General features: G+C 64.8%; 18 protein-coding genes. 11 read left to right on the forward strand and 7 right to left on the reverse strand.

The window, feature by feature from the left end:
* Nucleotides 1-45: 45 nt before the first annotated feature.
* Nucleotides 46-480, forward strand: a complete 435-nt coding sequence (locus tag EVC45_RS01000; protein ID WP_129956322.1) for a rubredoxin — start codon at nucleotides 46-48, stop codon at nucleotides 478-480.
* Between the two features lie 33 nt (nucleotides 481-513).
* Here the strand turns inward: EVC45_RS01000 and EVC45_RS01005 are convergent, their stop codons facing one another.
* Both EVC45_RS01005 and EVC45_RS01010 read right to left on the reverse strand, forming a co-directional pair.
* Nucleotides 514-1,368 (reverse strand): oxidoreductase, encoded by an 855-nt coding sequence (locus EVC45_RS01005; RefSeq protein ID WP_129956179.1) that lies wholly within the window; start codon nucleotides 1,366-1,368, stop codon nucleotides 514-516.
* A 229-nt stretch (nucleotides 1,369-1,597) separates the two neighbouring features.
* The gene (locus EVC45_RS01010; RefSeq protein WP_129956180.1) at nucleotides 1,598-2,536 is read right to left on the reverse strand and encodes a LysR family transcriptional regulator; all 939 of its coding nucleotides are present in this window, start codon (nucleotides 2,534-2,536) and stop codon (nucleotides 1,598-1,600) included.
* A 123-nt stretch (nucleotides 2,537-2,659) separates the two neighbouring features.
* On the opposite strand from EVC45_RS01010, the gene lysA reads away from it, so the two are divergent.
* Nucleotides 2,660-3,913 carry a diaminopimelate decarboxylase gene (gene lysA / locus EVC45_RS01015; RefSeq protein ID WP_129956181.1) on the forward strand — a complete coding sequence of 418 codons (1,254 nt, stop codon included), beginning with the start codon at nucleotides 2,660-2,662 and terminating at the stop codon, nucleotides 3,911-3,913.
* A gap of 10 nt (nucleotides 3,914-3,923) precedes the next feature.
* On the opposite strand, the gene EVC45_RS01020 is transcribed toward lysA, so the two are convergent.
* Nucleotides 3,924-4,844: a LysR substrate-binding domain-containing protein gene (locus EVC45_RS01020; protein WP_129956182.1), complete on the reverse strand. Its 921-nt coding sequence runs from the start codon at nucleotides 4,842-4,844 to the stop codon at nucleotides 3,924-3,926.
* Between the two features lie 115 nt (nucleotides 4,845-4,959).
* Between EVC45_RS01020 and EVC45_RS01025 the strand changes: the two genes are divergently transcribed.
* On the forward strand, nucleotides 4,960-5,727 hold the full coding sequence (locus EVC45_RS01025; RefSeq protein WP_129956183.1) for a transporter substrate-binding domain-containing protein: 768 nt from the start codon (nucleotides 4,960-4,962) through the stop codon (nucleotides 5,725-5,727).
* Between the two features lie 37 nt (nucleotides 5,728-5,764).
* The gene (locus EVC45_RS01030) at nucleotides 5,765-6,880 is read left to right on the forward strand and encodes a succinylglutamate desuccinylase/aspartoacylase family protein (RefSeq protein ID WP_129956184.1); all 1,116 of its coding nucleotides are present in this window, start codon (nucleotides 5,765-5,767) and stop codon (nucleotides 6,878-6,880) included.
* Nucleotides 6,881-6,909: 29 nt separating this feature from the next.
* Here EVC45_RS01030 and EVC45_RS01035 read toward each other — a convergent pair whose 3' ends face one another.
* Entirely contained in the window at nucleotides 6,910-7,176 is a 267-nt protein-coding gene (locus tag EVC45_RS01035; protein ID WP_129956185.1) for a cupin domain-containing protein, read from the reverse strand.
* Nucleotides 7,177-7,542: 366 nt separating this feature from the next.
* Here EVC45_RS01035 and EVC45_RS01040 point away from each other — a divergent pair, with 366 nt between their 5' ends.
* On the forward strand, nucleotides 7,543-8,460 hold the full coding sequence (locus EVC45_RS01040; protein ID WP_129956186.1) for a dihydrodipicolinate synthase family protein: 918 nt from the start codon (nucleotides 7,543-7,545) through the stop codon (nucleotides 8,458-8,460).
* Between the two features lie 97 nt (nucleotides 8,461-8,557).
* Here EVC45_RS01040 and EVC45_RS01045 read toward each other — a convergent pair whose 3' ends face one another.
* Together EVC45_RS01045 and EVC45_RS01050 are read right to left on the reverse strand one after the other, a co-directional pair.
* A complete protein-coding gene (locus EVC45_RS01045) occupies nucleotides 8,558-10,705 on the reverse strand; it encodes a phosphocholine-specific phospholipase C (RefSeq protein ID WP_129956187.1) in 2,148 nt (715 codons plus the stop codon).
* A 101-nt stretch (nucleotides 10,706-10,806) separates the two neighbouring features.
* Nucleotides 10,807-11,157 carry a hypothetical protein gene (locus EVC45_RS01050; protein ID WP_129956188.1) on the reverse strand — a complete coding sequence of 117 codons (351 nt, stop codon included), beginning with the start codon at nucleotides 11,155-11,157 and terminating at the stop codon, nucleotides 10,807-10,809.
* A 200-nt stretch (nucleotides 11,158-11,357) separates the two neighbouring features.
* Between EVC45_RS01050 and EVC45_RS01055 the strand changes: the two genes are divergently transcribed.
* The 5 genes from EVC45_RS01055 (at nucleotide 11,358) to EVC45_RS01075 (ending at nucleotide 19,444) form a co-directional block, all read left to right on the forward strand.
* Entirely contained in the window at nucleotides 11,358-13,328 is a 1,971-nt protein-coding gene (locus tag EVC45_RS01055; RefSeq protein WP_129956189.1) for an amylo-alpha-1,6-glucosidase, read from the forward strand.
* A 51-nt stretch (nucleotides 13,329-13,379) separates the two neighbouring features.
* Nucleotides 13,380-16,193 (forward strand): glucosidase, encoded by a 2,814-nt coding sequence (locus EVC45_RS01060; RefSeq protein ID WP_129956190.1) that lies wholly within the window; start codon nucleotides 13,380-13,382, stop codon nucleotides 16,191-16,193.
* Between the two features lie 110 nt (nucleotides 16,194-16,303).
* Entirely contained in the window at nucleotides 16,304-17,923 is a 1,620-nt protein-coding gene (gene zwf / locus EVC45_RS01065) for a glucose-6-phosphate dehydrogenase (RefSeq protein WP_129956191.1), read from the forward strand.
* A gap of 76 nt (nucleotides 17,924-17,999) precedes the next feature.
* Nucleotides 18,000-18,824, forward strand: a complete 825-nt coding sequence (locus EVC45_RS01070) for an ROK family protein (RefSeq protein ID WP_129956192.1) — start codon at nucleotides 18,000-18,002, stop codon at nucleotides 18,822-18,824.
* A 53-nt stretch (nucleotides 18,825-18,877) separates the two neighbouring features.
* Nucleotides 18,878-19,444 (forward strand): YbhB/YbcL family Raf kinase inhibitor-like protein, encoded by a 567-nt coding sequence (locus EVC45_RS01075; RefSeq protein WP_129956193.1) that lies wholly within the window; start codon nucleotides 18,878-18,880, stop codon nucleotides 19,442-19,444.
* 51 nt (nucleotides 19,445-19,495) lie between these two features.
* On the opposite strand, the gene EVC45_RS01080 is transcribed toward EVC45_RS01075, so the two are convergent.
* Nucleotides 19,496-20,491 (reverse strand): aldo/keto reductase, encoded by a 996-nt coding sequence (locus tag EVC45_RS01080; RefSeq protein ID WP_129956194.1) that lies wholly within the window; start codon nucleotides 20,489-20,491, stop codon nucleotides 19,496-19,498.
* 481 nt (nucleotides 20,492-20,972) lie between these two features.
* Between EVC45_RS01080 and EVC45_RS01085 the strand changes: the two genes are divergently transcribed.
* Complete coding sequence (locus EVC45_RS01085; RefSeq protein WP_129956195.1) at nucleotides 20,973-23,192, forward strand: TonB-dependent siderophore receptor; 2,220 nt, start codon at nucleotides 20,973-20,975, stop codon at nucleotides 23,190-23,192.
* Nucleotides 23,193-23,258 lie beyond the last annotated feature (66 nt).

Genomic DNA, 23,258 nt, shown 5'->3' on the forward strand with positions numbered 1-23,258 from the left:
CTTGTGCCGGCGCGCATCGCCGGCTTTCTCGAGATTCCGATTGCCATGTACAAGAAGGGCGTAGCCGTAGAAATCCAGTTTTCCCCCGAGCGGCTCAACGACGGCGCCGGCGATCCGTACTGGATCGACCTCACGCACGACGAAGCGCAGCGGCTGCTCTACAGCCTGCAGGCGCGGCTCGCGGGAACCGGTAGCGGCACGGTCGCACCGCTCGTCGTAAGCCTCGATGCGACGGCGCGCACGTTCGCAGCGGATGCCGCTGCGAACGAATCGCCTGATGCGTCGACGGCCGCGAACGCCGCCACGGCCGACGACTTCAAGCAATGGGTCTGCGTGATCTGCGGCTGGGTCTACGACGAAGCCGCCGGCCTGCCCGAAGAGGGCATCGCGCCGGGCACGCGCTGGGCCGATGTGCCGGCCGACTGGCGCTGCCCGCTGTGCGATGTGGGCAAGGAAGATTTTGCGCTGGTGGAGTTTTGAGGCGCGGGCCGAGGCTCGCCCGATCAACCCGCTCTACGCCGTCCCTTCCGGATAATCCGCCCCCTCGGTCGCCGCTCGCCAGGTGTCGAAGTCACCGCGCAGGAAATCGAGTTTCTTGTACGCGAGATCGAGCGCCATCTTGCCGAGCAGCAGACGCAGCGGCGGCGCGTCCGACAGCGCCGCATCGATGATCGCCTGCGCGGCGCGCACCGGGTCGCCGGCCTGCTTGCCGCTGCGCGCTTCGGTCTGCTTGCGGCGCTCGCCGGCGGTCGACGCGTAATCGTCGATCAGCGTCGCCGACTGCTTGATCGACGGACCCGCCCAGTTGGTGCGGAACGGCCCCGGCTCGACGATCAGCACGCCGATGCCGAGCGGTTTCACTTCCAGCGCGAGCGATTCCGACAGCCCTTCGACCGCGTACTTCGTCGCATGGTAGTAGCCGGTCGCCGCGAAACTCGCAATCCCGCCGATTGACGACACGTTGACGATCAAACCGCTGCGCTGCTCGCGCATGATCGGCAGCACGGCCTTCGTGATGTCGACGAGGCCGAACACGTTGGTCTCGAACATCGCGCGGACTTCGCTGTCCTCGCCTTCCTCGATCGCGGCCAGATAGCCGTAGCCCGCGTTGTTGACGAGCGCGTCGATGCGGCCGAAATGACGCTTCGCCTGCGCGACCACGGTTTCGATCTGCGCGCGATTGGTCACGTCGAGCGGCAGCACCAGCGCGCGCTCGCCGTGCCCCTCGGCGATGTCCTTCACTTTCGATGCATCGCGCGCGGTGACGACCGCGCGCCAGCCGCGTTCGAGCACGAGCTTCGCGAGCTCGCGGCCGAAGCCGGTGGAACAGCCTGTGATCAGCCAGACGGGATTGTCTCGATTCATCATTTGGAACACTCCTGTTGAGGGTCTATGACGTGAAGACTCGAAAACGGCGCTAAAAGCGGCGCCACGATGCGGCGCGAATGCGCGGCGCGTCGGTAATCGGTATGCGGGTGATGTCAGCTTGAAGCGTGCCCGGTTCGCACGGCGGACGGTTCGGGCGGTGGCCCCGCGCGAGCGCGCGTTCTGCTGCGCGGATTCGCCGGGCGATGAGGATGGGACGCCGCCGTGACTGTTATGACTGCGCTGACCGCCTGGGGCCGATGTGGCGCTTCAATTGTAATCGCAGCGCGGCGGCTTCGCTTTGCAGCGCGCCGACGAACGCGTCCGCGAGCGGCTGCGCGGGCCGGTGCTCGGGACGGATCACATTGACGCGAAACGGCAGCGACAACGCAAGCGGCCGGATATGCAGATTGCGGTCAGCGAAATCGATCGCGGTCAGCGGATTGACGATCGCGATGCCGAGTCCTTGCCGCACGAAGCTGCACACGGACACTGCGGTCGGCGTTTCGATCAGCAGTCGGCGCGCGACGCCGGCCCGCGCGAACGCTTCGTCGATCTGCAGCCGGTATGGATCGTTCGCGGACAGGCTGATAAACGCCTGATCCGCGAAGTCTTTCAATGCGATCACGCGTTTCGCGAGCAGTGGGTGAGCGTCGGGCAGCACGCACACTTCATCGACAGCGACGAGCGGCGTGAGCCGCGTGCCGGGCGGCGGCGCATCGTGCTCGGTGAGGCCGAGGTCGTAGCGCTGCGCGCTCAGCCATTCTTCGAGAAACGGCGACTCCTGCGTCGCGATCGACACGCTGACGCCGGGCTGCGCAGCATGAAAACGTTTGACGGCGCCCGGCAGAATCGAATGCGAAAACACCGGCAGCGCGATCACCGACAGCTGGCCACCCTTGAATTCGCGCAGCGCGGCCGCCGTCGACGCGACCCGTTCGAGCCCGACATACGCGCGCTTGATTTCGTCGAACAGCGTCAGCGCGGCTTGCGTGGGACGCAGCCGGCCCTGCACGCGCTCGAACAACGCGAAACCGATGCTCTGTTCCATGCGCGCGAGTTCGCGGCTCACGGTGGGCTGCGACGTGAACAGCATCTCGGCTGCCTTGGTGACGCTGCCGGCCGTCATCAACGCGCGGAAGATTTCGATGTGACGGTGCGTGAGCGCCATGGCTGGTCGGAGCTATATCAGAAGTGAATAGACGGGCGATAGATTGGTATTTTACTGAATGAGCGCTGCGGCTCATCATGTCGGCTAACGCTTTCGCAAAGCTTCGACATGCAGCCGACCACGATGCCATTCAACCCCCGTCAACTTGCCGACCTCGCGCGCCAGCACGGCACGCCGCTATGGGTCTATGACGCCGAGACGATCCGCCAGCGCATCGCGCAGTTGCGTAGTTTCGACACGATCCGCTACGCGCAGAAGGCCTGTTCCAACGTGCACATCCTGAGGCTGATGCGCGACGAAGGCGTGATGGTCGATGCAGTCTCGTTGGGCGAACTCGCGCGTAGTTTTGCCGCAGGATTTACGGCTCGATCCGCATCGAACGGTGGACCCGAAGGCGTCGTCTTCACCGCCGACCTGCTCGACCACGCGACGCTAGCCACCGTGCTCGACGAGCGGATCACCGTCAACGCCGGCTCGCCCGACATGCTCGAACGGCTCGGACGACATGCGCGCGAAGGCCATCGCGTGTGGTTGCGGATCAACCCCGGCTTCGGTCACGGCCACAGCAGCAAGACCAACACCGGCGGCGAGCACAGCAAGCACGGCATTTGGCGCGACGACCTGCCGCGCGCGCTCGAACTGTTGCGGCGCTATCGGCTGAAGCTCGTCGGGCTGCACATGCATATCGGCTCGGGTGTCGACTACGCGCATCTCGCGAAAGTCTGCGATGCGATGGTCGATGCTGTGTCGCAGGTCGATCAGGATATCGAGGCGATTTCCGCGGGCGGAGGCTTGTCGGTGCCGTATCGCGATGGTGAGCCGAGCGTCGACACCGCGCATTATTTCCGGCTGTGGGACGACGCGCGGCGGCGCATCGAAGCGCAGGTCGGGCATCGTGTGCGGCTCGAAATCGAACCGGGGCGCTTTCTGGTCGCGCAGGCCGGTGTGCTGGTCGGCGAAGTGCACGCGCTGAACCCGCGGCCGTCGCGGCAATTCGCCCTGCTCGACGCGGGTTTCAACGACCTCGTGCGGCCGTCGTTCTACGGCAGCCATCACGAGATCAGCGTGCTCAGGCGCGACGGTACGCCGAGCGATGCGCCGGCCGGCTCGTTCAGCGTGGCGGGGCCGTTGTGCGAGGCCGGCGACGTGTTTACGCAGGTGGAAGGCGGGGTCGTCACCAGCCGCTCGATGCCCGCGCCTCAAGTGGGCGACCTGCTCGTGTTTCACGACGCGGGCGCGTACGGCGCGTCGATGTCATCGAACTACAACAGCCGGCCGCTCGCGCCCGAGGTGCTGATCGAGCGCGGCAACGCGCGGCTGATCCGGCGCAGGCAGCGCATCGAAGAACTGATCGCGCTCGAAGAAACCGCGGTTTGAAGTTCAACGCTCAACGCGCCCGCACCGTGCGCATATACGACGCGATCATCGTCGCGAACTCCTGCGCGGCTGGCGTCAGCGGGATCGCCGCGCGTTGCAGCAGACAGACGTTCTGCTGCAACGCGCGCTCGCGCACCGGGATGGTCGTCAGCAGGTCCGCGAACGGCCCGCGCTTCGCGGTGACCGACGCTTCGAGCGACAGGCAATCGGTCGCGCCAACCAGATGCAGCGTCTCGTACAAGCCCTCGACGGTCGCGACGATCTTCGGCGGCGGCAAGCCGTGGCTGTCGAACAGATGGCTCAAGCGGTTGACGTGCGGCTCCTCGGTCAGATTCGGCGAGCGCGTCGTCACCCACGTGCAATCGACGAGCTCGGCGAGCGACTTCGCGCGCGCCTTCGGATGACCGCGCCGGCACACGATCACCGGATCGGACGGATAGAGCGGCGTGACCGACAGATCGGCGGTGTCGGTCTGCTTCGACACCAGCGCGACCGCGAAATCCAGGGTGCCTTCTCGGATCCACGAAATCATCATGCGCGACGTGCCCGTGCGCAGATGCACGGCGACGCGCTCGAAGCGCGCACGAAACTCCATCAGCACCGGCGCGAACGCGTCGACGAGCGGCTCGGTCGTCATGCCGAAGGTGACCTCGCCCGCGTAGTCGCCACGTAGCTGACGAACGTCCTCTTCGGCACGCTCGCACTCACCGAGGATCGCGCCGGCCCGCTGCAGCAACCGCTGGCCCAGCGCGGTCAGCGCGATGCCGCGATTGGTGCGCGTGAACAGCGTCGCGCCGAGCATCGATTCGAGGTTCTGCAACTGCTGCGTGATGCCGCTTTGCGCGATGCCGAGCGCGCGCGACGCCGCGCGGATGCTGCCATGCTCGGCGACCGCCGTGAACGCGCGCAGCTGGGAAATCGTCAAGGCCATGGCGTCAGAATCTGGTGATCGGTAAAAGTGATCATGATAGTCCGAACGGGACTTCTTTGAGGCACCGCGGGCGCGTACGATCACGCTGTCCTGATCCGCTCACCGTGCCCCTTCCATGAAAACTCCGCTGATCACTCTTTGCGCCGCGCTGGCTTTCAGCAGCGGCGCGTTCGCCGCTGACGCCAACACGTTGCGCCTCGGCATCGACCCGACCTATCCGCCGATGGACTCGAAGGCGCCCGACGGCAGCCTGAAGGGTTTCGACGTCGATCTCGGCAACGAGATTTGCCGGCGCATCCATGCGCATTGCCAGTGGGTCGAACTCGAGTTTTCGGGCATGATCCCGGCGCTGCAGGCGCGCAAGATCGACGCGGTGCTGTCGTCGATGGCGATCACCGAGAAGCGCCAGCAGCAGATTCTGTTTTCGTCGAAGCTGTTCCAGTTCAAGTCGCGGCTGATCGCGAAGCAAGGTTCACCGCTTGCGCCGACGGCGAGCGGACTCGCCGGCAAGCAGATCGGCGTGCAGTCGGGCACGCAGTTCGAGGGCTACGCGCTGAAGAACTGGACGCCGCTCGGCGCGAACGTGGTCGCCTACAAGAGCCAGGACGAGGTGTTCGCCGATCTGCAGAACGGGCGGCTCGACGGCGCGTTGCTCGGCACGGTCGAGGCCGATTACGGCTTCCTGCGCACGCCCGCGGGCAAGGGCTTCGCGTTCGTCGGCGAGCCGCTTTCGATGGGCGACCACGGCGTCGGCATCGGCCTGCGCAAGGACGAAACCGAAGTGCAGGCATCGATCAACGCGGCGATCGCGTCGATGCTCAAGGACGGCACGTATGCGCAGATCGCGAAGAAGTACTTCGACTTCGATCCGTACGGCAACTGATTCAGACTTCCAACGACATCTTCCCGGCTTTCCATTCATGAACAGGCAATCTATTCCGCTTCTGTCGCCGGCTATCGGCACGCACCGCGAACTGGTGTCGTTTCATTTCTGCCCGCTCGACAGCGGGCAGAAGATCTATATCCAGGCGTCGCTGCATGCCGACGAAACGCCTTCGATGCTGACCACCGTGCTGCTGAAGCGGCGCCTGCTGGAGCTCGAAGAAGCCGGCGCGCTGAAGGCGGAAATCGTGCTCGTGCCGGTATCGAATCCGGTCGGGCTCAGTCAATACGTGCTCGGTCAGTTCGTCGGCCGCTTCGATCTCGGCAGCGGCAAGAACTTCAACCGGCATTTCGTGCAGTTCGCGAAGCTCGTCGCGAATGCGAAAGAGGCGCTGGGTGCCGACGCGAACGAGAACCGCCGCATCGTGCGCGCGCTGCTCGCGGCCGAACTCGCGCAACAGAAGCCGCTGACCGAATTCGAGTCGCTGCAACTGGCGCTGCTGAAGCTGTCGTGCGACGCGGACGTCGTGATCGATCTGCATTGCTCGCTCGAAGCGGCGATGCATGTGTACACGAGCGAGGCGGCGTGGGCCGAGTTCGAGCCGCTGTCGCGCTACCTCGGCGCCGAGGCATCGTTGCTCGCGACGGATTCAGGCGGCGGCGCGTTCGACGAAACCCACAGCCTGCTGTGGTGGACGTTGCAGCAGCAGATGCCGGCAAGCAAGCCGGTGCCGACCGGCTCGATCGCGGTGACGGTCGAGTGCCGCGGCCAGCGCGACGTGTCGTACGAAGTCGCGCAGCAGGATGCTGACGCGTTGGTCGACTACCTGGTGTGGCGCGGCGCGATTCGCGGCGACGCGAAGCCGTTGCCGCCGCTGCTGTCGCCGGCGACGCCGCTCGCGGGCAGCGAGCAGTTCTATGCGCCGGTGAGCGGGATCCTCGTGCACCGCGCGAAGATCGGCGACACGATCCGCGTCGGTCAGCCGCTGTTCGATATCGTCGATCCGCTCACCGATGAGACGACCACGATCGCGAGCCAGACCGAAGGGGTGCTGTATATGCGCCGCGCGATCCGTTTCGTGACGGCCGGCGCGCCGCTTGGTCGCGTGACCGGCACGCGGCCGATCAGAACGGGCGTGTTGCTGGGCGCCTGACCGATCGACCGAGGCAGAGGGGCGCTCGGCTACTTTCGTCCGACCAGATACGTGACGCCCTGCGGCCCGTACCGCTCGGCGTGCGCCACGTTCGCCGGCAGATGAAACACGTCGCCGACGCGATACAGGCGCTCGTCGTCGCCGACGCGGATCTGCAATTCGCCCTCGACGATCAGCGCCTTCGCCTCGAACGGATGCGTGTGGACCTCCATCGCGACGTTCGGCTCGCGCGTGACGAGCACTGCGTCGGGAAAGCCTTCGTGGGTCAGCATGTCGGTAAAAGCTTCGCGATTCATGGCGCCGGCCTCGTGCGGAAATAGTGGAAGTCGACTGTAGCGCGATCTGCCGATCTTCGCAGCGCCGTCGCCGCGCACCGCTCGCATGCCGGCGGCGCGCGTCACGACGCAGCGCGGGCCGCTATGCCAGACTCGGCATCCACGGCAGCCAGCAAGCGTCGCGCGATGGCGCTCGCATACGCCGCAACCGCCTTGCCACCATGTGGCGGGCAACCGCCCGGCCAGCCATTCCGCGCTTCCCGACTGTGCGGATTTAATCTCTTTCAGCTACGAAAAAGCCCAAGCCCGCTTGCGGACAAAGGCCGATACTCGTCGTCATATTCAACGTGTGTCGGCGCGGCCGGCTTTTAGAAGGAGACGGACAAAGTGAGCAAGGCTATCCAATGGAGCGGGGTGTTTCCCGCCGTCAGCACCCAGTTCAAGCCGGATTTTTCGCTCGACATCGACGCGACGCACCGCGTGGTCAGCAATCTCGTCAAGGACGGCGTGTCGGGTCTTGTGGTCTGCGGCACGGTCGGCGAGAACACTTCGCTGAGCACGTCGGAAAAGCTGCAGGTGATCGAGGCCGCGCGCGACGCGGCCGGCGGCAAGGTGCCGGTCGTCGCGGGCGTCGCCGAGTTCACGACCGAGTTCGCGCGGCAGACGGTGCGCGAAGCGGCGCGGGTCGGCGTCGACGGCGTGATGGTGATGCCGGCGCTGGTCTATTCCGCGAAGCCGCACGAAACCGCCGCGCATTTCCGCTCGGTCGCGAGCAGCACCGATTTGCCGGTGATGATCTACAACAACCCGCCGATCTACAAGAACGACGTGACGCCGGACGTGCTGATCGCGCTGCAGGACTGCGAGAACATCGTCTGCTTCAAGGATTCGTCGGGTGACACGCGGCGCTTCATCGATCTGCGCAACGCGGTGGGCGACCGCTTCGTGCTGTTCGCCGGCCTCGACGACGTGGTGGTCGAGAGCATCGCGGTCGGTGCGGAGGGATGGGTGTCGGGCATGTCGAACGCATTCCCGAAGGAAGGCGAGACGCTGTTCCGCCTCGCCAAGCAGAAGCGTTTCGATGTAGCGCTCGCGCTGTACAGCTGGTTCATGCCGCTGTTGCACCTCGACGCACGCCCCGACCTCGTGCAATGCATCAAGCTGTGCGAGGAACTGCTCGGCCGCGGCAGCGCCGTCACGCGTCCGCCGCGTCTCGCGTTGCAAGGCGACACGCTCGCCGAAGTCAAAGACATCGTCGCCAAGGCGCTCGCCAGGCGGCCGACGCTGCCGGACGTCGGTCTCTAAGCACAGCGCTTCAATACGAGCCCAAAAAAACATCGGCATCCTGTCCGCCGCGCAGGCGGAACAGGATGCCGAGACACCAATCGCAAGCGCGCCAGTCTCAGCTCGCCGTCAGCACCGGCGCAACCGCCGCCGGATCGCTGATACTCGGCCGGCCGTTCTCGACGTGACCGGCAAGGCGGCGCGAGAAGCTCGCATCGTCTTTGCTCGTCACCGTCAGGTCGTACCAGTGATGGCTCGACGCCAGCACCCACCCCTCGTCGATACGCGCATTGGCCGGCACGGCCACGTTGCGCGGGTGTGCGCCGTACGCGTTGTCGATCACCGTCAGATGCGCGACGCCAGCGCCGCTGTTGGTGAACTTCAGGAACACGTTGCCATTCGCGACGTCGTATTGCGCGGTCACTTCAGGCTGAGCCGGCTTGTTGTTGCCATGACCGTTGCCATGCCCGTTCTGCGTGCTCGCCTGGGCGTTGCCCGCGAACTTGCGCACGAAGCCGTTCGGGCCGAACACGTCGAACGCGTACACGCCGTTCGTCGTGCTCAGGTCGAACGTATCGCTGAGCGACTTGCCCGCTTCGACCGTGTAGCGCCACGGACCGTCGGTGCGATTCGTCGCGTACACGTAGAAGTGCGCGCCCTGCTCACCGGTGTTGCCGATGGTGATTTCGAACGTGTCATTGCCAGCGTTCGCCGCGCCGTTCACATGCAGTTCATACGGCAACGCGCGCGCGAAGCGGATGCCGGCTTCCTGCGCGTCGACCGGAGTCGGCGTCGCCGGCACGGTCGGCTTCGGCTGCGTCTTGCACTGGTTGTCGGCCATGCTCATGTAGTTGCTGGTGTCCGGCAGCGGCGGCATCTTTGAATCCGGTGTGCGGAAGTCGAACGCGGTGGTCAGGTCGCCGCACACCGCGCGACGCCACGCCGTGATGTTCGGCTCATGCACGCCGAAGCGCGTTTCAATGAAGCGGATCACCGACGTGTGATCGAACACCTGCGAGCACACGAAGCCGCCCTTGGTCCACGGCGACACGATCGTCATCGGCACGCGCGGGCCGAGACCGTACGGATAACCGTCGGCGGTATAGCTGCCGCCGCGTAGCGGATTGACGACATTGTGGATCTCGCCGTCGGTCGTCACCGTCGACTTTCCTTGCGTGGACGTCGTCGGCGGTTGCGGCGGCACCAGGTGATCGAAGAAGCCGTCGTTCTCGTCGTACATGATGAACAGCACGGTCTTGCTCCACACCTCGGGATTCGACGTCAGCGCGTCGAGAATCTGCGACGTGTATTCGGCGCCGTACGCGGGCGTGTAGCTCGGATGCTCCGAGTACGCGGCCGGCGGGCACAGCCACGACACCTGCGGCAGCCGGTTCGCGAGCACGTCGGCTTTCAGGTCGTCGATCGTGCGAACGGTTTGCGCGCGCTCGTAGAGCGGCGAGCCCGGCTGCGCGTTGATGAAGTTCGTGAAGTTCTGCAGGATGTTGGTGCCGTAGTTTCCGTTCAGCGGATCGACACCCGTCGTGCCCTGCTGATAGATCTGCCACGAAATGCCCGCGGCCTGCAGACGCTCCGGATACGTGGTCCACGACAGCAGCTGATAGTTCGGCGGACCATCGCCGTCCACCCAGTCGTTGTTGTCGAGCAGCGGGCCGCCCATCGTGCCGGTCGGGTCGACCATGCCGGTCATCAGATACGCGCGGTTCGGGTGCGTCGGTCCCGGCAGCGAGCAGAAGTACGCATCGCAGATCGTGAACGCGTCGGCGAGCGCGTAGTGGAACGGGATGTCGCTACGCAGGTGGTAGCCCATCGTCATGTCGGTCTTGTTGGCGGGCCACTGGTCGTAGCGGCCGCCGTCGATCGCGTAGTGGGTCTTGTACCACGTGTGATCGAGATCGCCGACGCACTGTGCGCTGGTCGTGGCGGTGTTCAGATGGAACGGCAGCACCGGCCTGGTCGGGTCTTCCTTCGACGGCTGATTCCACACCGGCAGGCCGCTCGGCAGCGGAATCGGGAAGCGGTCGTTGTAGCCGCGCACCCCGCGCAGATGGCCGAAGTAGTGGTCGAACGAGCGGTTCTCCTGCATGAACACGACGATGTGCTCGACATCGTTGATCGTACCGGTGCGAGAGAACGCCGGCACGGCGAGTGCGCTGCGGATCGACTCGGGCAACGCGGTCATCGCGGCGGCGGCGCCCGCGGATGAAGCCACGGTTTGCAGGAAACGGCGACGGCTAGTTGATGTCATCGAATATCACCTTCTGCGTAGGGGAAGAATAGCGCGGGTGAACGCGCCGTTGGGATCGTTTCGGTGTCGGTTACGGGTTGCTCTGGCCGATCGGTTGCGGGCTAGTTGTTCGCGCTGTCGCCGGGCGCATAGCGCATCACCGGCGCGACCTGCTGGCTGTCGGCCGCGAGACTGGCCTGCATGTTTTGCGTGATCGGGTCGGTGGCGGCCGCGCCACTTGTCGCGTTGCTCGCCGTGCTATGCGCGGTGTTGTTCGCCGTGTTGTCCGCGAACGGCGCGGAGGCATTGGGAACGGCCGCCGCCGTGGTGGGCTGTTGTGCCGCGTCGTTCGGCGCAGTGGCGGTTGTCGAGGCGTTGCTCGCGGAAGGGGAGTCGTCCGCGCCGCAACCGTTCAACGCTATCGTGGCGAGCACCAGCCATGCGGCGCTCGCGATGCACGTGGTTCTTCTCATGTCCGCATCCGGTTCGATGAAAGCGGGTGCAGTCTCCATATCTTTCAAGAAATAATTGTGAAACGTTTGCGCGCGGCATAACTTTCGATAAATCGTCAGTTGATCGAAAGAAAATGGAAAGTATCGGGAAGGTCGATGTTCATGGGGATGCCATCTGCGCTATGTTTGGTGCTTCAAGGTTCGCGCAAGAGCACGATTCAATGACTCGTATCGATTCACCCATCGACATCTCGCGACTCGAAGACGAATGGCTCGAAGCCGACGGCTTCGGCGGCTTTGCGTCTGGCACGGTCGGCACGCTGCGCACGCGTCGCTATCACGCGCTGCTGCTCGCCGCGACACGCGCGCCCGGCGGGCGCATGGTGCTCGTCAACGGCATCGAGGTATGGGTCGAGGCGGGCGGCCAGCGCTTCCCGTTGAGCATGCAACGCTATGAACCTGACGTGATCTATCCGGATCTGCGCGGCAGCCTGGCCAGTTTCGATACCGTGCCGTGGCCGACATGGCGCGTTCAACTCGATACGCATACTGCGGTGATCGCCGACGCGTTCGTCAGCAGGGCGACGTGCGAAACGGTGTTGCGCTGGCGGCTCGAAGGCGGCGAACTCGATGCGCCGGTGTTGAAGGTCAGACCGCTGCTGTCGGGCCGCGATTATCATGCGCTGCATCACGAGAATCCGGCTTTCAATTTCAGCGCTCAGGTCAGCGCCGACCGATCGTGCGCGAGCTGGCAACCGTATGGCGGGCTGCCGGTCGTGCGCGCGGCGACGAACGGCGCCTATACGCATGCGCCCGACTGGTATCGCAACTTCTGCTACGTGCGCGAGCAGGAGCGTGGCCTCGATTGCAGCGAAGACCTCGCGACGCCCGGCGTGTTCAGCTTCGATCTCGCCGCAGGCGAAGCGGTGATGATTCTGAGCGCGTCGGGTGCTGCCGCCACGGAAAGCACGCACGACAAATCGCAAACCACCACCCACGCCGCCGGCCTCGCCGACACCGAACAACAACGCCGCGCCGCGCTCGGCTCGCGGCTGCAACGCTCGGCCGATGCCTACGTCGTCACGCGCAACGAAGGCCGCACGATCCTCGCGGGCTTCCCATGGTTCACCGACTGGGGCCGCGACACCTTCATCGCGATGCGCGGCCTGCTGATCGCGTCGAACCGTCTCGACGACGCCGAAGCGATCCTGCTCGAATGGTCCGGCACGCTGTCCGAAGGCATGCTGCCGAACCGTTTCCCCGACTATTGCGACGCGCCCGAATACAACTCGGTCGATGCGTCGCTATGGTTCATCGTCGCCGTTCACGACTATCTGGTGACGCCGCACGCGAGTTCGCAAACGCGCGCGCATCTGCAGCAAGCGGCCGAAGCGATCCTGACCGGCTACACCAACGGCACGCGCTTCAAGATCGGCGCCTGCGCCGACGACGGCCTGCTGCGCGCCGGCATGCCCGGCGTGCAACTGACCTGGATGGACGCAAAAGTCGGCGACTGGGTCGTCACACCGCGCATCGGCAAACCGGTCGAAGTGCAGGCGCTGTGGATCAACGCGCTGCGCATCGCGTCGGCATGGAACCCGCAGTGGCGGCAGGCTGCCGAGCGCGCGACACTCGCGTTTCGCCGGCGCTTCGTCGATCCGGCCACGCAGACGCTGTTTGATAACGTCGATGTCGATCATGTACCCGGCACGGTCGACCGCGCGATCCGGCCGAACCAGATCTTCGCGATCGGTGGCCTGCCGTTTCCGTTGCTCGAAGGCGAGACGGCGCGCGCGGTGGTGGACCATGTCGAGGCGCAATTGCTGACGCCGCTCGGCTTGCGCTCGCTCGCGCCCTCCGATCCGGCCTATCGCGGTCACTATGGCGGCGCGCCGCGCGAACGCGACGGCGCCTATCATCAGGGCACCGTGTGGTTATGGCTAATTGGCCCGTTCGTCGAAGCGTGGCTGCGGGTCAATGGCGCAAACGCCACGAATCTCGCGCAGGCGAGGGCGCGCTTTCTCGCCCCGCTGTACGTGCATCTCGATCACGCGGGCCTCGACCATCTGTCCGAGATCGCTGACGGCGACGCGCCACATGCGCCCGCCGGCACGCCGTTCCAGGCCTGGTCGCTCGGCGAATTGCTGCGCGTCGAAAGTCTGCTTGCCCGATTGGAGCGCAACGGCGCGTAAACCGCGCTACGATGTGGGTCCCACCGCCAGGCCTGTTGCAAGGACGTTCTCATGCCTCCGCTGCGCGCTGCCAATCTGCTTGCCACGATCGAAGGTTCCCGCCTGCATTCGGCCGACTGCGGCCACTGGCAGCGCTGGGGGCCGTACCTGAGCGAACGCCAGTGGGGCACGGTGCGCGAGGATTACAGCGCGAACGGCACCGCGTGGGACTCGTTTCCGCACGACCATGCGCGCAGCCGCGCCTACCGCTGGGGCGAAGACGGTATCGCCGGTTTCGGCGACGACCGGCTCAGCTGGTGCGTTTCGCTCGCGCTGTGGAACCGCAAAGACCCGATCATCAAGGAGCGTCTGTTCGGCCTGACGAACTCGCAGGGCAATCACGGCGAGGACGTGAAGGAGCTGTACTTCTATCTGGACGGCACGCCCACGCATTCCTACATGCGCATGCTGTACAAGTATCCGCAAGCGGCCTATCCGTACCAGGACCTGATCGACGAAAACGCGCGCCGCGGCGGCGATATGCCGGAGTACGAAGTACTCGATACCGGCGTGTTCGACGATCTGCGCTATTTCGACGTGCTGGTCGAATACGCGAAGCACACGCCCGACGACATCGTGATGCGCGTGACGATCGAAAACCGCGCGGACGAGGCGGCGTCGCTCGATGTGCTGCCGCAGATCTGGGCGCGCAACTCGTGGTCGTGGCGGGAGAACAATGACAAGCCGAAGCTCGTCGCGGGCACCGATCATGACGGCGCAGTGCATCTGCTGGGCCATCACCATGTGCACGAGCCGATCGTCGTGACCGCCTGGTCGAAGGACGCGCCGCAGCTCGCATGGCTGTTCTGCGAGAACGACACCAACGTGAAGCGGCTGTTCGGCGTGGACGGCGTGGGGCCGTTCAAGGACGGCTTCAACGATTACCTCGTGCACGGCGACGCGAACGCGATCCGTCGCGATGCGGGCACCAAGGCCGCCGCGCATGCGGCGCTCGAATTCGGGCCGCATGGACGCGCGGTCGTCTATCTGCGCTGGCGCCCGCAGTCGGCGGCCGATGAAGCGCCATTCGACGCCGACGCGTTGATCGCGCGCCGCCTCGCCGAGGCCGACGAATTCTATGGCGCGTTGCAACACGAATTTACCGATCCCGATGCGCGACTCGTGCAGCGTCAGGCGCTCGCCGGGATGCTGTGGTCGAAGCAGTACTACCAGTACGACGTGCAGCGCTGGCTCGACGGCGATCCGCTGCAACCGAGCCCGCCCGACTCGCGCAAGCAGGGGCGCAATACGGACTGGCGGCATCTGTGCAATGCGGACATCGTGTCGATGCCGGACAAGTGGGAGTACCCGTGGTACGCGTCATGGGACCTCGCGTTTCATGCCGCCGCGTTCGCGCTGATCGATCCGGCCTTCGCCAAGAAGCAATTGCTGCTGCTCGTGAAGGACCGCTACCAGCATCCGAACGGCCAACTGCCGGCGTACGAATGGGCGTTCAGCGACGCGAACCCGCCCGTGCATGCGTGGGCCGCGTGGCGGGTGTACGAGATCGACCGCGCGCTGACCGGCAAGGCGGACCGCGATTTCCTCGAACTCGTGTTTCACAAGCTGCTGCTGAATTTCTCGTGGTGGGTGAACCGTAAGGACGCCGATGGCCACAATATCTTTCAGGGCGGTTTTCTCGGGCTCGACAACGTCGGCATCTTCGACCGCTCGTCGCCGCTGCCGACCGGCGGCCACATCGACCAGGCCGACGGCACCGCATGGATGGCCGCGTATGCGCTCGACCTGATGCGTATCGCGCTCGAGCTCGCGTACGCGAACCACGTGTTCGTCGATATCGGCGTGAAATTCTTCGAGCACTTCCTGTACATCGCGGAAGCGGTCAGTTGCGACGACGGCTGCGAGACGGGCCTGTGGGACGGCGACGACGAGTTCTTCTACGACAAGCTTCGGCTGCCCGACGGCAGCAACATCCCGATGCGAGTACGATCGATCGTCGGACTGATTCCGCTGTTCGCCGTGCACGTCCTCGAGGAGCGTCTGCACGGCGGCTTGCCGGGCTTGCGCGATCGGCTCGTGTGGTTTCTCAGGCATCGGCCCGATCTCGCCGGGCTCGTGTCGCGCTGGAACGAGCCCGGCAAGGGCAACACGCTGCTGCTGTCGCTGCTGCGCGGGCATCGAATGAAAGCGTTGTTACGGCGCGCGCTCGACGAAAGCGAATTTCTCTCCGATCACGGCGTGCGGGCGTTGTCGCGTTTTCATCGCGATCATCCGTTCGTGTTCCAGCACGACGGCAACAGCTTCTGCGTGAAGTATCTGCCGGCCGAATCGGATACCCGCGTGTTCGGCGGCAATTCGAACTGGCGCGGGCCGGTATGGATGCCGGTCAACTATCTGCTGATCGAATCGCTGTACGAGTTTCACCGCTATTACGGCGATAATTTTCGCGTCGAGTATCCGACCGGTTCGGGGCAAAAGTTCTCGTTAAGCGAAATCGGCGACGAACTCGCGCGCCGCGCGACCACGCTGTTCCTGAAGGACAAAAATGGCGAGCGGCCGGTGATGGGTGCATATCCGCTGCTGCAGGCGGACCCGCGTTCGCAGGATCTGGTCCTGTTCCACGAGTATTTTCATGGCGACAACGGGCGCGGCGTCGGGGCCTCGCATCAGACCGGCTGGACCGGGCTCGTTGCGTTGCTGTTGCAACCGCGCGCGATGGCGTTGTCCGGCAACGTGCCGCTCGCGGGGGAACCGGCTCCGGCGCCCGCGCCGATTCCGGTGGGCGCGGTGCCGGCTTCCGTATCCGCAGCGGCGGTGACGCCGGCGGCAGCGAAAGAGCCAGCCGTGGCCACGACGACGAAGTAAGCAACCCGCACGCGTTTGCGCGAACGGGATTGAACTGTACAGCTGTGGCCGTGGTCTTTCACGTATCGCCACGGTCGTCCTATCGGCTTACCCAGGTCCAAGTGAATCCCATGTCGACTACACCGAACCCTTCCGCCGCTTCCGATCAACCCGATGCGACCCCCCCGTTGAGTTGCAAGCTTGGCGCGAACCCGCAGGACGCGCCGCCGTCGCCGGCCGGCAAGAAGCCCGCGCCGCCGTGCACGGTCGTTATCTTCGGCGCGGCTGGTGATCTGACCAAACGCTTGTTGATGCCGGCGCTGTACAACCTCGCGGTCGATGGCCTGCTCGACGACAGCATGAAGATCATCGGCGTCAATCACGGCGAGCGCGAGACGCGCGAATGGTGCGACGAGCTGCATACGGCGATGCAGCAGTTCGCCGCCGACAAGGCCAGCACCTTCCATGCCGGCAAGCTTGACGACAACGCGTGGAACTGGGTCGCGCAGCGCCTCGAATACATGGCGGGCGAGTTCGAATCCGACGACACGTTCGCGAAGCTGAAGCAAAAGCTCGATCAGTCGACTGGCGGCAACGCGATCTTCTACCTCGCGGTCAGCGCGCGATTTTTCAAACCGATCGTCGACCGCCTCGGCAAAGCCGGCCTGCTGAAGGAGGGCGACGGCGCGAACGGCCGCTTTCGGCGTCTCGTGATCGAGAAGCCGTTCGGCACCGATCTCGCGTCGGCGCGCGATCTGAATGCGCACATCCTGTCGTATGCGCGGGAACCGCAGGTGTACCGAATCGACCATTTTCTCGGCAAGGACACCGTGCAGAGCATTCTCGCGGTGCGCTTCGCGAATGCGATGTTCGAGCCGCTCTGGCGGCGCGAGTACATCGACTTCGTGCAGATTACGGCGGCCGAAACGATCGGCGTCGAAGGGCGTGGCAGGTTCTACGAGCAGACCGGCGCGTTTCGCGACATGGTGCCGAACCACCTGTTCCAACTGCTCGGCATCGTTGCGATGGAGCCGCCGAATTCGTTCGACGCGGAAGCCGTGCGAAACAAGAAGGCCGAGCTATTCGACGCGGTCCAGCCGCTGGCACCCGACGACGTCGTATTCGGCCAATACGAGAAGGGGCCGGCGGGTGTGGGCTATCGCGAGGAGCCCGACGTCGCACCCGGCAGCACCACGGAAACCTATGCGGCGGCGCGCGTGTTCGTCGAGAACTGGCGCTGGGCCGGCGTGCCGTTCTATCTGCGCACCGGCAAGCGGCTCGCGGTGCGCCGCACCGAGATTTCGGTGCAACTGAAGCCGGTGCCGTTCCGCCTGTTCCGCGATACCGCGGTCAATGCACTGACGCCGAACGCGCTGACCATTCGCATCGATCCCACGCACGGCTCGAGCTTCGATCTCAACGTGAAGGTGCCGGGGCCGGTGATGCAGATCGGCGCGGTGCAGTCGTCGTTCGACTATGACGACTTCTTCGCCGAGACCGCGAACGTCGGCTACGAGACGCTGCTCTACGACTGCATGCTTGGCGATGCGACGTTGTTCCAGCGCGCGGACGGCATCGAGACGGCCTGGTGCGCGGTCGACGACGTGCTGCATCCGAAGAGCGGTGGCGCGGTCCCCGTGCACGGCTATGCGGCCGGCAGCGAGGGTCCGACCGAAGCCGACGCGCTGCTCGCGCGCGACGGCCACGCGTGGCGGCCGTTGCAGCAGAAAACGCCCGGCGGCAAGTCGTAACGACGCCTTTGAACGGATGCCTCGAACCAGCACGCAGACACGCAACGCAACCGCCTCAACCCAATCGGGGGAAATCGTGACGACACGCAAGAAGAGCACAGCAAAACAGAGCGCGCCGAAAAGCGGCAGTGAGAACATTCTCTCGATCGACGTCGGCGGCACCGGCCTGAAGGCCGCGATCATCGACGCTGATGGGCAGATGAAAACCGAGCGTGTGCGCGTCGCGACGCCGCATCCGTGCACGCCGGATCAATTGGTGGACGCTCTCGCGGAACTCGTTGCGCCGCTCGTCGAGCAGGCGCCGCCGGCCCGCATCTCGATCGGATTTCCAGGTGTCGTGCGCGATAACCGCATTCTGACCGCACCGCATTTCGGCGTCGAAGGCTGGCACGACATTCCGCTCGCGGATTCGCTCGCGCAGCGCCTGGGCGGTCTGCCCGTGCGGATGATCAACGACGCCGAAGTGCAGGGCTTCGCGGCGATCGAAGGCCACGGCCTCGAATTCGTGCTGACGCTCGGCACCGGCGCGGGCACCGCGATGTTTCGCGACGGCGAGCTGATGCCGCACCTGGAGCTCGCGCATCATCCGGTCAGCAAGAAGGGCGTCGCGTATGACGAATACATCGGCGAGGCCGCACGCGAGCAGGTCGGCAACAAGCGCTGGAACCGGCGCGTCGAGAAGGTGATCGGTATTCTCGATTCTCTCGTCAACTACGACAAGCTGTGGATCGGCGGCGGCAACTCGGCGCGTATCAAGTTCACGTTGCCGGCGAACGTGGCCACCGTATCGAACGACGCGGGGATCGAGGGCGGCGCGCGCTTGTGGCATCCGCTGTCGGTGCGCGAGACGCGGCAGTATCCGGAAGCGATGCAAAAGACCGGGCGATTCAAGCCGAAGTGACGGGTCGCGCTCCTTCCCATTCCCTCAGCAACCCCCCAAGCCGGAAACGCTCAATGACTCGCATCCACCTGAATCTCGCGCGGCGTCTGCTCTCCGTCAGCGCATGCGCGCTGCTCGCCTACGCGAGCGCGCATGCGTACGCGGCCCAGGCCTTCGCAGTGTCGTCGCCGGGAATGGCCGATGGCGGCACGCTCGACGCGCGTCACGCGGCGAGCGCGAACAACTGCGGCGGCGGCAACGTGTCGCCGGCACTGCAATGGCATAACGCGCCGGCCGGTACGAAAAGTTTCGCGGTGACGGTCTTCGACCCCGACGGCGCGAAAGGCCTCGGCATCGTGCACTGGATCGTGTACGGCATCGCGCCGGGCGCGACCGGACTCGCCGAGGGCGAAGCCGCGCCGCCGGGCAGCGTCGCCGGCACGAATCGCACCGGCGGCCCCGGTTATTACGGCCCGTGTCCGCCCGTCGGTGAGGTGCCGCATCACTACGTCGCGCAGGTCTATGCGCTCGATCTGTCGCCCGACGCGTTGCCGGCCGGCTTGACGCGCGACGCGTTTCTCGCCGCGATCAAGGATCACGTGCTTGCCGCGACGAGCACCGTGCTGCGCTACGGGCGATGAAGCAGCGCGGCCCGATGCCGGGCCGCGCCTGACTCGATACGCCGCGCGGAACTAGCGCGCCGCATCTCCCCAGCGATACTGCACGCTCGCTTCATCGAGCTGCGTTTTGATCGCGTCGTCGAGCGTGAACTCGGCGGCCGCGAGCGTATCGCTCAACTGTTCCGCGCGGCTCGCGCCAATGATCGCCGACGTGATCAGCGGATTCGCGAGCACCCACGCAAGCGACACCTTCGCCAGCGACTCGCCGGTCGGCGCGGCGATCGCCTTCAGCTTTTCGATCGTGTCGAATTCGGGCTGATGCCAGTAGCGCTGCTGATACATCGCGCCAGCCTTGCCCACGCTTTCGGTGAAGCGCCCTTCGGCGGGCGTCGCGTCGAGCCGGTGCTTGCCGGTCAGCAGGCCGCCCGCGAGCGGGTTATACGGCATCACGGCTAGCTGCTCTTCGGCGGCCAACGGCAGCAGTTCGCGCTCGATCTGGCGAAACAGCAGGTTGTAGCGCGGCTGGACCGACACGAAGCGCGCGACGCGCAGCACGTCCGCGCGACCCAGTGCGCGAGCGAGCCGGTAAGCGAGAAAGTTCGACACGCCGATATAGCGCGCCTTGCCCGAGCGCACGATCGCATCGAGTGCTTCGAGCGTCTCGTCGAGCGGGGTTTTCGCGTCGTCGGAATGGAGCTGGTACAGGTCGACGTAGTCGGTGCCGAGGCGCTGCAAGGACGCGTCGATCGCATCGAGCAGGTGCTTGCGCGACGCGCCCTGGTCCCACGCGGCGGGCCCCATCTTGCCGACCGCCTTGGTCGCGACGATGAAGCGCTCGCGCTTACCCTTCAGCCAGCGTCCGACGATTTCCTCGGTGCGCCCGGCCTGATTTTCGTCACCCCCGAGCGGATAGACGTTCGCGGTATCGATGAAATTGACGCCGGCGTCCGCGGCCGTGTCGAGGATGCGGTGCGAAGCGGCTTCTTCGGTTTGCAGGCCGAAGGTCATGGTGCCGAGACACAGGCGCGAAACGGTCAGGCCGGTGCGGCCGAATTGGCGATATTGCATAAAGTCGACTCCAGAGGGGGACGAAAGTGCTTGCCGGGAGGGCGGGACTGCAGTGTTGTATGCAGTGTTGTAAAAAGGATAAACGGACTCGCGATTCGATGTGCGCGATCATTTGAACAATGCGTTATTCAAATGAAAGAAAGTGTGTAAGGTTGGTTTGGCTCATGAGCCTGTCAGTAATATGCTTTTTGCAAGAATCCAGTTGCGTTCAGTAATAAATCTGCACGAAAAACGGACTTCAAATTACAGTTGCCTTTCGTTGGTAAAAAAGCGAAACAAATCCCTTACGCGAAGTAAATGCACGCCGCGATTGATGCCTCCTTATGCGTGTGGAATGATAGCGATTCTCATTTAAACCTAGCCAGCCATCCCGTCATCTCCATCCCACACAACGGAGAGCGGCAGCCAGCCATTTGCGGCTTTGTCATGAATTCGACGTCAGCGATGCGAATTTGACAGGCGCATTTCTGACGGGATTTCCATGCTCAATCACACGCCGCTCGCGACGGCGCTGGCGCTCGCTTTTGCCATTCCTTATGCGCAACCGGCGCACGCGCAAAGCGCACCGCAAAGCGCGTCGCAACCGGTCGCCTCCAGCGCGCCGCAAAACGCACAAACCAACGCTCAGAACAACGCGCCCGCCGCCGATGCGCAGACGCTGCCGACCATCGGCGTGCAGGCTCAGGCCGTTCAGCAGGACTTTCAGGCGGAGAGCGCGACCATCGGCGCGAAGACGCCGACTGCGTTGCGCGACATTCCGCAGACCGTCACCGTGATCAACCGCGACCTGCTCGCGTCGCAGGGCGCGACGTCGTTTACGGACGCGTTGCGCAACGCGCCCGGCGTGACGATCGGCGCGGCCGAAGGCGGCCAGATCGGCAACAACATCAACCTGCGCGGCTTCACCGCGCAGAACGACATCTACCTGGACGGCTTTCGCGACCGCAACCAGTACTACCGCGACACGTTCGACCTTGAATCGCTCGAGGTGCTGTACGGTCCGTCGTCGATGCTGTTCGGCCGCGGCTCGACCGGCGGCGTGATCAACCAGGTCAGCAAGAAGGCGAACCTGACGGACTCGGCGGAAGTCTCCGGCATGATCGGCACCGACGACCGCTACCGCTCCACCGTCGACGTGAACCACAAGCTCACCGACACCTCGGCGATCCGCCTGAACGCATTCGGCCAGAGCCTCGGCTCGACGCGCGACGTGATGAAGAACAAGGACTTCGGCGTCGCGCCGGAACTGCGCTTCGGCATCGGCACGCCGACCGAAATCACGCTGTCCGCGCTGATCCAGCATAACCACGACATGCCCGACTACGGCATCCAGGCGCTGAACGGCCGCCCGTCGCCGGTGCCGAAGAACACGTTCTACGGTTTGACCAGCGACCGCACGATCCAGGACGTGCAGATCTTCAACGCGGCGATCAAGCACAAGTTCTCCGCCGACCTGACGCTGACGAACCAGACGCAGATCTCGCACTCGATGACCGACGCGCGCGAAACCGCGCCGCAAGCGGTACTGACCGGGCCGCTGGCGTCGAGCCCGGCGCTGAGCAACGGCAATTTCACGACGCTGTCGCCGTCGCAGCTGTTCATCAAGCTGCAGAGTCATGACCGCGTGATCGAGAATCATGCGATCTACAACGACACGATGCTCGAATACAAATTCGACACCGGGCCGATCAAGCACGATTTGATCGCCGGTGTCGAAGTGGGCCACGACAGCTATACGAACCAGGCGTACACGCGCAACAACCTGCCGATCGTGCCGATGCTCAATCCGCCGATCATGGGCACGCCGTCGAACGTAACGACGACGGTCGGCAACTACGCCGATTCGAGCTCGAACGAAATCGCCGCTTACCTGAACGACACGATCACGCTGACGCCGCATTGGAAGCTGATCGGCGGTGTGCGCTGGGATCGCTTCTCGGCGGAGATCCACAACACCGTCAGCTTGCCGGCTTACGCGAGCCAGACCAACTACTTCACGAGCGTGCGCACCGGCGTCATCTATCAGCCGACCGACTGGCAGTCGTACTACGTGTCGTACGGCACGTCGTTCAATCCGTCGCTCGAAAACCTGACGGTCACGAACCTCACGCAGAATCTCGCGCCGGAATCGACGAAGTCGTATGAAGTCGGCGGCAAGTGGGATCTGTTCGGCGGCAACATTTCGCTGACCTCGGCGATCTTCCGCCAGGAAATGGACAACGCGCGCACCCAGGTCTCGCCGACCGAATACGAGCTGGCCGGCGACATTCGCGTCGACGGCTTCCAGGCGGGCGTGACCGGGCACATCACCGACAAGTGGCAGATTTTCGGCGGCTACACGTACATGGACGCGACGATCCTGAAAGCGGCCGACGGCACGCAGGGTCACACGCCGGCCAACACGCCGCGCAACACGCTGACGTTCTGGACCACGTATGCAATCACGCCGCACTGGGAAATCGGCGGCGGCCCGATCTATATGTCGCCGCGCTATGCGTCGAATACGAACTACGTGAAGGTTCCGGGCTACACGCGTTGGGACGCGACCGCGGCCTATCACGCGAAGAAGTACGACGTGCGCCTGAACCTGCTGAACCTCACCAACAAGTACTACTACGACGCGTTGATTCCGTCGGACGGCGGACGTTCGGTGCCGGGCATCGGCCGCACGCTGCTCGCGACGTTCGATTACCGCTTCTGACAGGCGCTTTTGCGACGCGCTGAGCGCATGCGTTAGGCTTGCCGCTTTGCAAACGGCAAGCCGACT

The sequence above is a fragment of the Paraburkholderia sp. UYCP14C genome (assembly GCF_004197395.1).
GTDB lineage: Bacteria > Pseudomonadota > Gammaproteobacteria > Burkholderiales > Burkholderiaceae > Paraburkholderia.